Source organism: Actinoplanes sp. NPDC051405, assembly GCF_055586185.1.
This window is the reverse complement of record NZ_JBVJIR010000010.1, coordinates 59,452-72,050: the sequence shown is the minus strand read 5'-3', so window position 1 is coordinate 72,050 and position 12,599 is coordinate 59,452. Positions and strand designations below refer to the sequence as shown.

Annotated in this window: 10 protein-coding genes; 8 read left to right on the top strand and 2 right to left on the bottom strand. The window is 73.1% G+C overall.

From position 1 onward, the window contains the following. The first annotated feature begins 76 nt into the window (after nt 1–76). The 3 genes from ACZ6S4_RS21945 (at nt 77) to ACZ6S4_RS21935 (ending at nt 4,412) form a co-directional block, all read left to right on the top strand. Nucleotides 77–475 (top strand): hypothetical protein, encoded by a 399-nt coding sequence (locus ACZ6S4_RS21945; protein ID WP_465476709.1) that lies wholly within the window; start codon nt 77–79, stop codon nt 473–475. Nucleotides 476–498: 23 nt separating this feature from the next. Beyond that, a complete protein-coding gene (locus ACZ6S4_RS21940; RefSeq protein ID WP_465476708.1) occupies nt 499–1,038 on the top strand; it encodes a hypothetical protein in 540 nt (179 codons plus the stop codon). 89 nt (nt 1,039–1,127) lie between these two features. Then, nucleotides 1,128–4,412, top strand: a complete 3,285-nt coding sequence (locus tag ACZ6S4_RS21935; protein ID WP_465476707.1) for a TIM-barrel domain-containing protein — start codon at nt 1,128–1,130, stop codon at nt 4,410–4,412. Here the strand turns inward: ACZ6S4_RS21935 and ACZ6S4_RS21930 are convergent. Both ACZ6S4_RS21930 and ACZ6S4_RS21925 read right to left on the bottom strand, forming a co-directional pair. After that, nucleotides 4,399–4,998 (bottom strand): mycothiol-dependent nitroreductase Rv2466c family protein, encoded by a 600-nt coding sequence (locus ACZ6S4_RS21930; protein WP_465476706.1) that lies wholly within the window; start codon nt 4,996–4,998, stop codon nt 4,399–4,401. The genes ACZ6S4_RS21935 and ACZ6S4_RS21930 overlap by 14 nt on opposite strands. Further along, complete coding sequence (locus ACZ6S4_RS21925) at nt 4,995–5,813, bottom strand: alpha/beta hydrolase (RefSeq protein WP_465476705.1); 819 nt, start codon at nt 5,811–5,813, stop codon at nt 4,995–4,997. Before ACZ6S4_RS21925 ends, ACZ6S4_RS21930 begins: the two co-directional genes overlap by 4 nt. 124 nt (nt 5,814–5,937) lie before the next feature. On the opposite strand from ACZ6S4_RS21925, the gene ACZ6S4_RS21920 reads away from it, so the two are divergent. From ACZ6S4_RS21920 to ACZ6S4_RS21900, 5 genes are all read left to right on the top strand, one after another. Next, entirely contained in the window at nt 5,938–7,521 is a 1,584-nt protein-coding gene (locus tag ACZ6S4_RS21920; protein ID WP_465476704.1) for an ABC transporter transmembrane domain-containing protein, read from the top strand. 150 nt (nt 7,522–7,671) lie between these two features. After that, nucleotides 7,672–9,381 (top strand): ABC transporter ATP-binding protein, encoded by a 1,710-nt coding sequence (locus ACZ6S4_RS21915; RefSeq protein WP_465476703.1) that lies wholly within the window; start codon nt 7,672–7,674, stop codon nt 9,379–9,381. 48 nt (nt 9,382–9,429) lie between these two features. Next, nucleotides 9,430–9,762 (top strand): hypothetical protein, encoded by a 333-nt coding sequence (locus ACZ6S4_RS21910; RefSeq protein WP_451910802.1) that lies wholly within the window; start codon nt 9,430–9,432, stop codon nt 9,760–9,762. Next, complete coding sequence (locus ACZ6S4_RS21905; protein WP_465476702.1) at nt 9,762–11,837, top strand: M91 family zinc metallopeptidase; 2,076 nt, start codon at nt 9,762–9,764, stop codon at nt 11,835–11,837. Before ACZ6S4_RS21910 ends, ACZ6S4_RS21905 begins: the two co-directional genes overlap by 1 nt. 1 nt (nt 11,838) lies before the next feature. Then, nucleotides 11,839–12,516, top strand: coding sequence for a hypothetical protein (locus ACZ6S4_RS21900; protein ID WP_465476701.1), 678 nt, complete (start codon nt 11,839–11,841; stop codon nt 12,514–12,516). The last annotated feature ends 83 nt before the right edge of the window (nt 12,517–12,599 follow it).

Here is a 12,599-nt window from a genome sequence, read left to right as displayed (position 1 = left end):
TCGACGCCACGGCGGCGCTCCGGCTATATTCAGTAGAGCTTTACTCTATTCAACTAGCGGGACGGGATCCGAACACGTGACCACACTCCAGCGCACGTCAGCGCTCACGGCCCTGATCCTCGGCGGCGTCACTGTCCTGTCCGGCTGCGGCGGCGCTGCGGAGCAGGCCGCCGACAAGGCCCCGCCCCCGGCGCAGGCGACGACCGCACCGGCCGAGGGGGACTGCGGCGACGTCGCGGCCACGGTCCGGAAGCACCTGGGCAGCTCCGACGTCTCCGACGTGATCGTGGAAGGGCAGTGCACGACCGTGGTGATCGCCACCGAGCTGGACGACGAGGACACCGCGACCGGCAAGGAACTGTGCGAGGCGGCCGGGAAGGTGGCGTACATCGGCGACATCAACTCGGTCAACGTGGTGAGCAAGGCGGGCACCGAGCTCTCCACCGGCATCCCCGGCGCGAGCTGCCTGCCGTAGCCCCGCTGGGGCAGACTGGGCGCGTGGTGACCTACGTCCGCTCGTACTGGCCGGAGCGCCGGCCGGAACGCAAGCGCCGCCGGGCCGACCGGGACGCGGCCCGGTGGACGTACGACGAGCTGGGCGCCGACGGGAAAGTGCTGCGCCACATCGAGATGCGCGCGGACGACGGGACCTACCTTGCCGCGGTGGACCACGTCGAGGAGCGCGGGGTCGGGGCGGACCCGCAGGAGATGGCGGCCGAGGGCTTCGAGGAGTTGTGGCGACTGGCCCGCTGTCAGCTCAACGGCGAGGTGGAGGTCCGGATCGAGGAGGTCTGCCCGGCCGTGGCGGACGGACTCCCGGTGGTCGTCCGCTGCGTCGGGGGCCGGGTCCGGCCGGGCAGCCGGTTCCTCCGGGTACGCGAGACCGGCGAGCCCGTGACCGTCACCGTGGCCCGGATCCAGCGCTACGACCGCGACGTCGACGAGCTGACCCCGCCGCACACCGGAGTGCTCATCCTGTCGGCGACCGGCGCCCCGCGGATACGAGCGGGCCACCACCTCGAGGGCCGTACGGTCTGATCGACGTCGGCCTATTGACACCGCTGCCTCCCCGGCGCAGAGTTCGCTGCACTGTGTGACGTGCTCGTTACGTGATCAGGGGGTCGGCCATGTCCCGGCATGTCGGTGGCACCCGTTTCGCGGGCCTTCTCGCCTTCTTGTTGCTCCTGGTGGCCACTCCCGGCACCGCGCTCGCCGCGCCCCGGGCGCCGGAGGTCCGCGGGCAGACTGTCCGGGCCGGTCACCTGCGCGTGCAGGTGCTCACTCCCTCCCTGCTGCGGCTGGAGTACGCGGCCGACGACGCTTTCGAGAACCGTCCGACCTTCAACGCCGTCAACCGCGATCCCGGGCGTACCTGGTTCACCGCCTCGACGCGGGGCGGTGAGCTGCGGGTGCGTACCGCCGCGGTGACCTTGCGCTATCGGCTCGGCAGCGGCCCGGTGTCAGCGGCGAACACCACGATGGAGCTGCGGGTCGGCCGGCGGACGACCAGCGTGCATCCGGAGTTCGGCTCGCCCGCGCGGGACGACGCGCTCGGAGGCTGGTACCGGGGCATGGACTACTACGAGGGGCAGGCCGGGCCGGTCGACCAGCTGATCCTGCACCCGGGCATGCTCAACCGCAGCGGCTGGTATCTGCTCGACGACACCCGCACCGCGGTGCGTACCGGTCAGGACTGGGTCGCCGCGCGGCCGGCGCGCACCGGCGCCTACCAGGACGGCTATCTGTTCGGTTACGGCCACGACTACCGGCACGGGCTGGCCGACCTCCGCACGCTCACCGGGCCGTCGCTGCTTCCGCCGAAGTGGGCGTTCGGCACCTGGTTCTCCAAGTACCAGGCCTACAGCGCCGAGGACTACGAGGAGCGGCTGCTGCCCGCCTTCCGCGAGCACGACGTGCCGCTCGACTCGCTGGTGCTCGACACGGACTGGAAGGCGCCGAACCAGTGGGCCGGCTGGAACTGGAACACCGAGCTCTTCCCGAAACCTGACGAGTTCCTCGACGGCCTGGACCGCCGGGGCATCGCCGCGACCCTGAACGTGCACGCCGCCATCTCCGGCGACGACCCGCGTTTCGCCGACGCGCAGGCCACCGCGAAGGGCAAGCTCACGCCGGCGGCGAGCAGCTTCGCGCCGAACCCGTACCGCTTCGACTGGACCGATCCGGACCAGGCCGCGGCCTGGACCCAGCTGCACAAACCCTTCGAGAATCAGGGCGTACGCCAGTGGTGGCTGGACTACTGCTGCGACGACAGCACAGTGGGCACGCCCGGTGTCACCGCTGACAGCTGGGTCAACGAGCTGTACCGGCGCGACGGGGAGGCACGCGGGCTGCGGGGTTTCTCGCTGTCGCGGATCGGGGCTTCCTTCCCGGCGTACACGACGCCCGGCCCGTCCGGCCCGTGGGCCGAGCACCGCAGCACCGTGCACTTCACCGGCGACACCCGGCCGGACTGGGAGACCCTGCGGTTCGCCGCGGCGATGACCCCGGCCGAGGCCAGCATCGGGGTGTCGTACGTCAGCCACGACATCGGCAGCTTCGCCGGCAAGCACCTGCCCGACGACCTCTACCTGCGGTGGGTGCAGCTGGGCGCGTTCCAGCCGATCCTGCGGCTGCACTCCGACCACGGCGACCGGCTGCCCTGGGAGTACGCGGACACGGTCGGCGAGCCGGCCGAGGACTTCCTGCGCCTGCGCGAGTCGCTGGTGCCGTACCTGTACACGGCGGCGCGGCAGACCTACGACACCGGACTGCCGATGGCCCGGGCGCTGTACCTCGACTGGCCCGAGCTCGGCGAGGCGTACCGGCACGACACCCAGTACCTGCTCGGCGATTCGCTGCTGGTCGCGCCGGTGACCGCGCCGGGGCTGAGCACCACCGCGCCGGTGTGGTTCCCGCCCGGCACGTGGACCGACATCTTCACCGGGGAGACGTTCCCCGGGCCGGCCACCCGTACGGTCGCCGCGACCCCGGACCACATGCCGGTGTACGCCCGCGCCGGCGGCATCGTGGCCGGAGCACACCCGGCCGCCAACGTGGCCGGGCAGGCCCGCGACCGCCTCCGGCTCACCGTCTACCCGCACGCGTCAGGCCGCACCACTGTGTACGACGACGCGGGCGAGGGCCTCGGCTACCGCAGCGGGCAGCACGCCCGGATCCCGGTGCGCTACGACGAAGGCCGCCGCTCGGCCCTCACCGTCGGCCCGGTCGCCGGCACCTACCCGGGTGCTCCGGCCGCCCGCCGCTACTCGGTCGAGTTCGCCGGCGTCTCGCGCCCGCACGTCGTCACCGTCGCCGGGCGTCCCGCACGGTTCACCTACGACACCGGCAAGCGCCTGCTCACCGTGGAGGTACCGGCCACGGCGGGCACCCGGTCGGTGACCGTCACCCACGACGGCCGCCCGCTCACCGTGGCGCAGCAGCCCGCCGTCGACCTGACCTTCACCGCACCGGACGGGCTGCAGTCGGGTGCGACCAGCCGGCTGGTGACGACCGCGCGCAATGCGGGGCCGGGGGCGATCAGCGCGCTCGCGGCCACGGTGACCGCGCCTTCGGGCTGGGTGATCACCCCGCGGACGCCGGTCACTGCGGCGTCGCTCGCGCCCGGTGCCACCTTCACCGTCACGTACGACGTCACGCCGGTGGGCCCGTCACCGCGTACCGCGAATGTCGTCGCCCGGCTCGCGTACCGCAATCCCGACGGCAGCAGCGCGAGCCTGCCGGCCTCCCTGAGCGTCCCGGTCCGGCCCGTCGATGTCACGTTCCGCGTGCGCGCCCCGGCGGGCACGCCGGCGGACGCGACGCTGTACGTGCCGGGCAACATCGCCCAGCTGGGCCCGTGGGATCCCGCCAAGCAGGCGATGACCAACCGCGGCGACGGGATCTGGGAGGCCACCATCACCGTGCTGGACGGCACCGACATCCAGTACAAGTACACCCGTGGCAGCTGGGAGACCGTCGAGGAGTGGGGATCGATCACCGGCACCAACAATCGCAACGTCACAGTGGACGGTGGCATCACCCGGACCATGCTGGTCGACGACACCTCCACCGCGTGGGGCGAGCCCGGCGTGCCGGACACCCACCTGGCCGTCCAGTACTGGCGTGATCCGCTGGTCGTGACCACCACCACGACCGCGACCGCGGCGACGATCGTGTTCCAGCGCGACATCCAGCCGGCCGGCGCCGACTACACCGGCTCGGTGACGGTCACCGGCCCGGGCGGCGCGGTGCCGGGCACGGTGGCCGAGACCACGCCGGGGACGTTGGTGTGGACGCCGTCGACCCCGCTGACGGCCGGTTCGTACACGATCACGGTCGCGCAGGTGAGCAGCACCGGAGCCGCGGGCGTGCCGATCCGCGAGCCGTACACGTCAACCTTCACGGTGGGCTGAGCGGCGGCCCTTTCAGTTCGTGGAACCCGGGCGTCGCGGCGACGAGGACAACGCCGTCCCACAACCGGCCGGCCGCCTCCCCGCGCGGCACCTCGGAGATCACCGGGCCGAAGAACGCGATCCGCTCACCGCCTGGGCCGTCGGTGGCGATCACCGGGGTGCCGACGTGCTCGCCGACCAGCGAGATCCCCTCGGCGTGCGAGGCCCGGACGGCTTCGTCGTACTCGTGCGTCCACGCCACCGTGGCGAGGTCCGGCGGCAGTCCCGCATCGGCCAGCGCACCCCGGAACTCGCCCCACTCGCCGCGCTCATGCACCCGGGTGCCGTACGCGGCGAAGAAGCGGGCCAGCGCCTCCTGCCCGTGCCCGCGTTCCACCGCGGCGCACACCCGTACCGGCCCCCACAGGTATCCGCCGGGGTCGCCTTCCGGGTCGACCTCGCGTCCCTCGTTGAGCACCGACAGGCTCATGACGTGCCAGCGGACGGCGAGCGGCCGTACCGTCGCGACCTCGACCACCCACCGCGACGTGAGCCACGTGTAAGGGCAGCTCGGGTCGAACCAGAACTCCACCGCCCGCGCGGTCACGGGCTGCCGCCGGCCAGTTCCGTGACGGCGTCGATGAGCTGCCGCCCGTCGAGTAGCGAAGCATCGTTGTGGTCCGCGCCCTCGACCACGACAACTCGTACCGGTCCCGCCGCGCTGTCAGCGACAGCTCTGCTCTGCGCCGGTGGGACGACGGAGTCGGCCGTTCCGTAGACGACGAGCGTCGGTGCCGTGATCCCGCCGATGTGGTCCCGCACCGGGAACCGGTCGCGCGCGAGCAGCCGTACCGGAAGGAACGGGTAGTGCTCCTGACCAGCCGCCGGCAGGTCGATGAACGGTGACCGCAGGATCAGCCCGGCCGGCGGCTGCCGGGTCGCCAGGGCCGTCACCACCGCCGCGCCCAAGCTCTCGCCGAAGTAGTACAGGCGCTCGGCGGGGATCCCGGCCCGGTCGACGAGGTAGGCCCGGGCCGCGTCGACGTCCTGGGCCAGGCCCTTCTCGGTCGGGCTGCCGGGATTGCCGCCGTAGCCGCGGTAGTCGACGAGCAGCACGGTGAGACCGCGGCCGGCCAGCGCCGCGGCGAGCGGCACGCGGGCGAGCCTGTTCCCGGCATTGCCGGGCGCCACGAGCACGCCCACCCGCCGGTCGGTCGTCCCCGGCGGGGGCCGGACCAGCCAGGCGCCCAGGTCCAACCCGTCACCGGTACGCAGGGAGACGTCCTGACCTCCGGCCAGCACCTGGGCCGCGGGCGGCGGCGCGGACCGGTCCGGGAAGTAGATCAGCCGCCGTTGCAGCAGCCACGCCAGTGCGATGAGCAGGGCCAGGAGCAGCAGCACGACGAGCGCTACGCGTACCACGACGGAAACTCTGACCACCATCCTATTGTCGCCGGGCACCATGGGGTCCGTGGATATCCGGGGACCCGCACGTTACCTCTGGTGGCTCGCCAGACAACTGAAAGGCCGGGTTCTGCTCGGCGCCATGTTCGGCTCGCTCTGGTTCGCCAGCCTCGCGTTCACGCCCTTCCTGCTGTCCCAGGCCATCGACCGTGGTCTCGGTCCGCGCCGGCCCGGCACCCTGCTCGCCTGGACGGCGGCGGTCCTGCTCGTCGGCCTGTCCAGTGCGGGGCTGGGCATCATGCGGCACCGGTCCATGACCAAGCTGCGGCTGGCCGCCGCGCTGCGGACCGCCGATGCGGTGCTGACCCACGCGACCCGGCTCGGCGCCGCCCTGCCCCGCCGGGTCACCTCCGGCGAGGTGGTCACCATCGGGATCGCCGACGTGTGGACGATCGGGCGGGCGATGAACGTCGGCGGCGTCGGGGTGGCCAGCGTGCTCGCGTACGCGGTGGTCGCGGTCCTGTTGTTCCGCACGTCGCCGCTGCTGGCGGTCGTCGTGCTGGCCGGCGTGCCGGTCCTCGCCCTGGCCGTGGGTCCGTTGCTGGTCCGGGTGCAGGCGGCCGGGGCCCGGTACCGGCGGCGGCAGGGCGCGCTGGCCACCCAGCTCGTCGACGTGCTCACCGGGCTGCGCATCCTCAACGGCCTCGGCGGCAAGGAGGGTCATCTGGCGCGGTACCGGAGCAACTCCGCCGGCCTGCGCGACCTCGGTTACCGGGTGGGCCGGGCGAGCAGCTGGGTCGGCGCGTTCGGTGAGGGCCTGCCCGGGGTCTTCCTCGCCGTGGTGGTCTGGCTGGCGGCGCGGCAGGCGGCCGCGGGTGAGCTCACGGCCGGCGAGCTGATCGCGGTGTACGGCTACACGGCCATGCTGGTCATCCCGGTCAACGTCATGATCTTCTGCGGGTTCGACATCACCCGCGGGCTGGTCGCCGCCCGGCACGTGGTCACCTATCTGCGCCTGCCGCCGGACGACACCACGGGCCGGCCCGCCCCGGACCGGCCCGCCGTCCTGCACGATCCGGTGTCCGGGGTCTCGGCCGAGCCGGGCCGGCTGACCGCGCTCGCGGCGGACCGGCCGGCCGACGCGGCCGCGGTGCTGGAACGGCTGGGCCGGTACGGCCCGACCGACGCGACCTGGGGCGGCGTCCGGCTCGACAGCATCGCGCGCGACGAGGTGCGCGCGCGGATCCTGCTCGCCGAGCACGAGGCCGACCTGTTCGCCGATCCGCTGCGCGACGTGGTCGCCGGCCGCGAAAGCCCGGAGCAGGAACGCTTCCGGGCATCGATCGAGGCCGCGGCGGCCCGTGACGTCGGCGAGCCGGACCATCCCGTCGAGTGGGGCGGCCGCAACCTCTCCGGCGGCCAGCGCCAGCGTGTGCGGCTGGCCCGGGCGCTCTACCAGCAGCCGGAGATGCTGCTGGCCGCCGACCCGACCTCGGCGGTGGACGCGCACACCGAGGCGGCGATCGCCGAACGGCTCCGGGCCGCCCGGGCCGGCCGCGGCACGGTCCTCGCCACCACCTCACCGGCGCTGCTGGACCGGGCCGACGTCGTGCACTACCTGGTCGACGGCCGGGTGGCGGCCAGCGGATCGCACCGGGAACTGCTGCACTCCGCGCCCGGCTACGTCCGGCTGGTCGCCCGGGTCTTCGGGGAGGAAGAGGCATGAGCGAGCTTGCGAGCGAATCATCAACTCTGCGCCCGACGAATGTCATCCCCGGAGCGCCAGCGGAGGGGATGGCATGAGCGAGCTTGCGAGCGAATCATCAACTCTGCGCCCGACGAATGTCATCCCCGGAGCGCCAGCGGAGGGGATGGCATGAGCGCCGCACTGCCGATCGCGGACCAGCGGCTGGTCACGCGGGCGGCCCGGCGGCTGCTGGCCGCCGACCGCCGCACCGTCGTGCTGATGCTCGTCCTCAACGCCCTGGCCGCGCTGGCCGGCCTGGGCGGTCCCTGGCTGCTCGGCCGGATCATCGACACGGTCACCGCCGGGTCCGGCGCCGGCCAGGTCGACCGGCTGGCCCTGGCGGTGCTGGCCTGCGCTGTCGCGCAGATGCTGCTTTCCCGGTACGCGCTCACGGTCGGCTACCGCTTCGGCGAACGCACCGCCGCCCGGGTCCGCGAGGAGTTCCTGCAACGGTCGCTGGACCTGCCGCCCGCGGTGGTCGAACGGGTACCGGCCGGCGACCTGACCGCCCGCGGCACGACCGATGTGGACGCGGTCGCCACGACCCTGCGGGACTCGCTGCCGCAGGTGTTCATCGCCGTCGTGCAGCTGCTGCTGATCGTCGCCGCGGTGGTGGTGGTCAGCCCGCCGCTCGGGGTGGCGGGCCTGCTGGGGTTCTCCGGCATCTGGTTCGTGACCCGCTGGTACCTGCGCCGGGCCCGGGACGCGTACCTCCGTGAAGGCGCGGCCAACTCGGTGATGGCCGACGAGCTCGCGGCCACGACCACGGGCGCCCGCACGATCGAGGCCTTCGACCTGCGCGAGCGCCGGCTGGTCAAGGGACACGCGGCGATCGCCGAGACCCGGCGCACCCGGCTGGCCACGCTGGGCCTGCGGACGGTGTTCTTCCCGGTGGTGGAGATGTCGTACGTGGTGCCGGTCGTGCTGGTGCTCCTGATCGGCGGCCCGCTGTACTTCGCCGGCTCGATCACCCTCGGCACGGTCGCCGCGGCGGTGCTGTACCTGCGCCAGCTCGTCGGGCCGATCGACAGCATCACGCTCTGGATCGAGCAGTTGCAGAGCAGCGCGGCGTCGTTCGCCCGCGTCGAAGGACTCGCCGCGGTGCCCGCGGACCGGACCCGCGCGATCCGGGCGCCGGACGGCGATCGGATCGAGGTACGGGCGGTGCGCTACGCGTACGAGTCGGGCCAGGACGTCCTGCACGACGTGGACCTGACCGTACGGCCGGGGGAGCGGCTCGCGATCGTCGGCCTCTCCGGCGCCGGCAAGTCGACCCTGGCCCGCCTGATCGCCGGCGTGGACCGCCCGGACGCCGGATCGGTGACCGTCGGCGGCGTGCCCATCGCCGACCTGCCCCCGGACGAGCTGCGCCGGCAGGTGGTGCTGGTGACGCAGGAACACCACGTCTTCCGCGAGTCCCTGCGGCAGAACCTGATGGTGCCGGCCCCGGACGACGTGCTGCGCCGGGCACTGAAGACGGTCGGCGCCGACTGGGCCGACGACCTCGACCGCGACCTCGGCGTGGACCCGCCCAGCGGCGGCCAGGCCCAGCAGCTCGCCCTGGCCCGGGTGGTGCTGGCCGACCCGCACACCGTGATCCTGGACGAGGCGACCGCATTGCTGGATCCGACGGCTGCCCGCAGCGCGGAACGGGCCCTGGCAGCGGTGCTGCACGACCGTACGGTCATCGCGATCGCCCATCGCCTCCAGACGTCGCACGACGCGGACCGGGTGGCGGTCATGGACGGCGGCCGGATCATCGAGCTGGGCAGCCACGACGAGCTCCTCGAGGCCGGCGGCCCGTACGCGTCCCTGTGGCGCACCTGGCACGGCACGTGAGTCTCCGCGGGGCACCGCGGCCGGCCCGGAGTTGTTAGCGTGCAGCCCATGGCCGATGAGGTGCGTGCCGACCCCGACGCGATCGTCCGGTTGGCGAAGGCCACCCTGGCGGGCGCCGACGCGATGACCGACGGCTGGTCGGCAGCCCAGGGCGGGGTCACGCCGCCGGGTGCCGCGTTCGGCAACGCGCTCGCCGGTCCCGCCTTCGCCGCGTCGGCCGCCGGGGCCGAGGCTGCCATGGACGCCACGTGGCGCCGCATCACCGGTGTCTACGAGGGTGACGTCGACCGGCTCTACCGGGTGGCGTTCGCCTACCAGCAGGCCGACTCCGAGGCCGCCGAACGGCAGCGCCGGGCCGGCGGCGGACGGCAGCCGATCTGATGACGTCCCCGCAGATCCCGCCGCCCGACCCGGTGACCCTCGACAACGTCTGGGAGCTGGAGGCCGACCCCGGCGCTCTGGACCGCGCCGCCGAGCAATGGCGGGGCTTCGCCCGGGCCGCCTCCGCCGCACGCGACTCGGTCGACGACGCGGCCGCACCGCTGCGGGGCGAGGCCTGGTCCGGCGACGCCGCGGATACGTACCACGACCACCGCGAGAAGCTCGGCCGCGCTGTGGACGAGGCGGTGGAGGCGGCCAACGGCTTCGGGGTGGCGCTCGGCAACGTCTCGGGCCTGCTCAGAACGGCCCAGAGCGCCCTGGCCGATGCCCTGGCCCGCGCCACGGCGGCCGTGCCGGCCACGGTGACCAGCGCCGGTGTCACGTTCCGGCCGCGCACCGCCGAGGACTTCGCGCCGATCAACACGGCCATCACCGAGGCCCAGCGGATCCGCGCCGACCTCGACAGCGACCTCGTCGTGCAGAACGGCAAGCTCGACACCGCCCGCCAGGAGGTCCAGAGCCTGGCCGGCACGTGGGAGCCCATCGCCGCCGGCCGGGACGACGGCTGGACCCTGCCACCCGAAGCGCGCGCCACCAGCTGGATCTACGACGGCGAATCCGTGGTCCTCAACACCGGGCCCGGCAACGACTCCGTCCAGGTGCGGGTCGATCCGCGTACGGGTGAACAGATCGTCACCGTGAACGGCGTCAGCACCACCTTCCCGCCGAACTACCAGCTCACCATCCGGGCCGGGGAGGGCAACGACAGCGTGGACGTCGCTCCCGGCACCCGGGTCCGGCTGACCCTGCTCGGCGGCGAGGGCGACGACGTGCTCAAAGGCGGCGACGGCAACGACCGCATCCTGGGCCTGGACGGCCGCGACCACATCGAGGGCCGCGGCGGCGATGACCGCCTCACCACCGGCGCGAGCCGGCAGCGGCTGCCCCACGAGACCGGCCCGGAGTGGAACGGCGTCGAGATCGTCGAGCACGTGCACGGCGGTGACGGCAACGACCGCGTCTACGGCGGCCTCGGCCGTGACTACGTGACCGGCGGCGCCGGCGACGACCTGCTGGAGGGCGGCGACAGCGACGACACCCTGGACGGGCAGGACGGCACGGACACCGTCCGCGGCAACGCCGGCACCGACAACCTGTACGGGCGAGTCGGAGCGGACACCCTCGACGGCGGCGACGGGCGCGACTACCTCGACGGCGGCGACGGCGACGATCGCCTGCGCGGGGGCCTGGGCGACGACACCGCGTACGGCCTGGGCGGCAACGACTCGGTCGACGGCGGCGCCGGCCAGGACTACCTCGAGGGCGGGGCCGGCAACGACGAGCTGACCGGCGGCGCGGGCAACGACATGATCTCCGGCGGCCGCGGCGACGACGTCCTGCGCGGCGGCACCGGCGACGACAAGTTCTACTCCGGCTGGGGCCGCGACACGGTCGTCGCGGGAGCGGGCGACGACCAGGTGTTCGGCCAGAGCGACGACACCGTGAGCGGGGCCGAGCGGGTGGTCAACGTGGAGGTCTCCGACGACGTCGACTTCATCAAGGTGACCGGCTCGCCGGACTTCGTGGCCCGGGTCGAGGCCGACCTGGACATGCTGCGGGCCTCGCCGACCGGTCAGCAGATGCTGGCCAACCTGCAGAAGGCCAGCGACGACAGCGCCAACTGGTTCTACGACGGCAACGGCCTGACGATCTCCGAGCTGACCGAGGAGAACGGCAAGGCCCCGTGGCCGGACGACAATCTGCTGTTCGGCGAGAAGTGGGCCATCGAATACAACCCGTCGTTCGACACCGTGCACAACAGCCCGCCGGTGACGGTCCTCTACCACGAGATGGCCCACGTCTACGACTACGCCAACGACACCCTGGACGAGGACACGTACCAGGGCCCGACCAACCAAGGCGTCCCCAACTACGAACGGGTGGCGGCGGGCCTGCCCATCGACCACGACGACGACCCGTCCACCCCGGAACAGATCGACCCGGACCACCCGCTGCAGTTCACGGAGAACGGCCTCCGCGAGGAACTGGGCGCGCCCCGGCGGCCGTCGTACTGACATGCGCCTCCACTCCCGCGCCGCCTCTGCCGTGCTCGCCACTGCCGTCCTGCTGGGCGCGGCCGCCTGCACCGAAGAAGCTCCCACGCTGCCCGACCGCCCCGGCCCGCCGGTGGCGGCCACCCTCACCGCGACATTCGCCCGTACGCCGACAGCGCTGACCTGGACATACACCCTGCGCAACGACGAACCGGCCGAGATCGCCGTCTTCAACGGCAGCTCCGCCGACACGGACGGCGGCGTGTCGAACTCGCCGGGTGCGTGGGTCGTGCCGCGCGACGAGGACACGATAGAGGTGTCGCAGCGGCTCTTCGCGCAGCCGCCGAAGGTGGGGCTGGCCCGGCCGTACACCCAGTTCGGGACGGTGCTTCCGGCCGGGGCTGAGCTGACCGGGTCGGCCACGGTGCGGCTGCCGCTCAAGGTCGCTCATCCGTACGGGTTCGCCTTCAAGCCCGCGTTGCAGCTCCCGGAGAATGCCGGGAAGGTGGTCTTCTGCGTGGGTGTGGCGCGGGCGAAGGACATTCCGCCGACGCCGTTCGAGACGTCCGCCAGCCCTCAGCCATCCCTCTACGCCTCACCCGACGGCCCGGCGCCGGCGGGGGCCCGCAAGGCCCGGTACGTGCACGCGGGCGGCGACCGCCAGCACCTGGCCTGCGCACCACCCGAAGACCGGCCCTGAACGGCAGCGGAGTCAATACGTTTCCGGTTGGTAGCAGGTCGGAGCGATCCTTGAGAAAGCCGTCGCCGCGACCGATGGGCGAC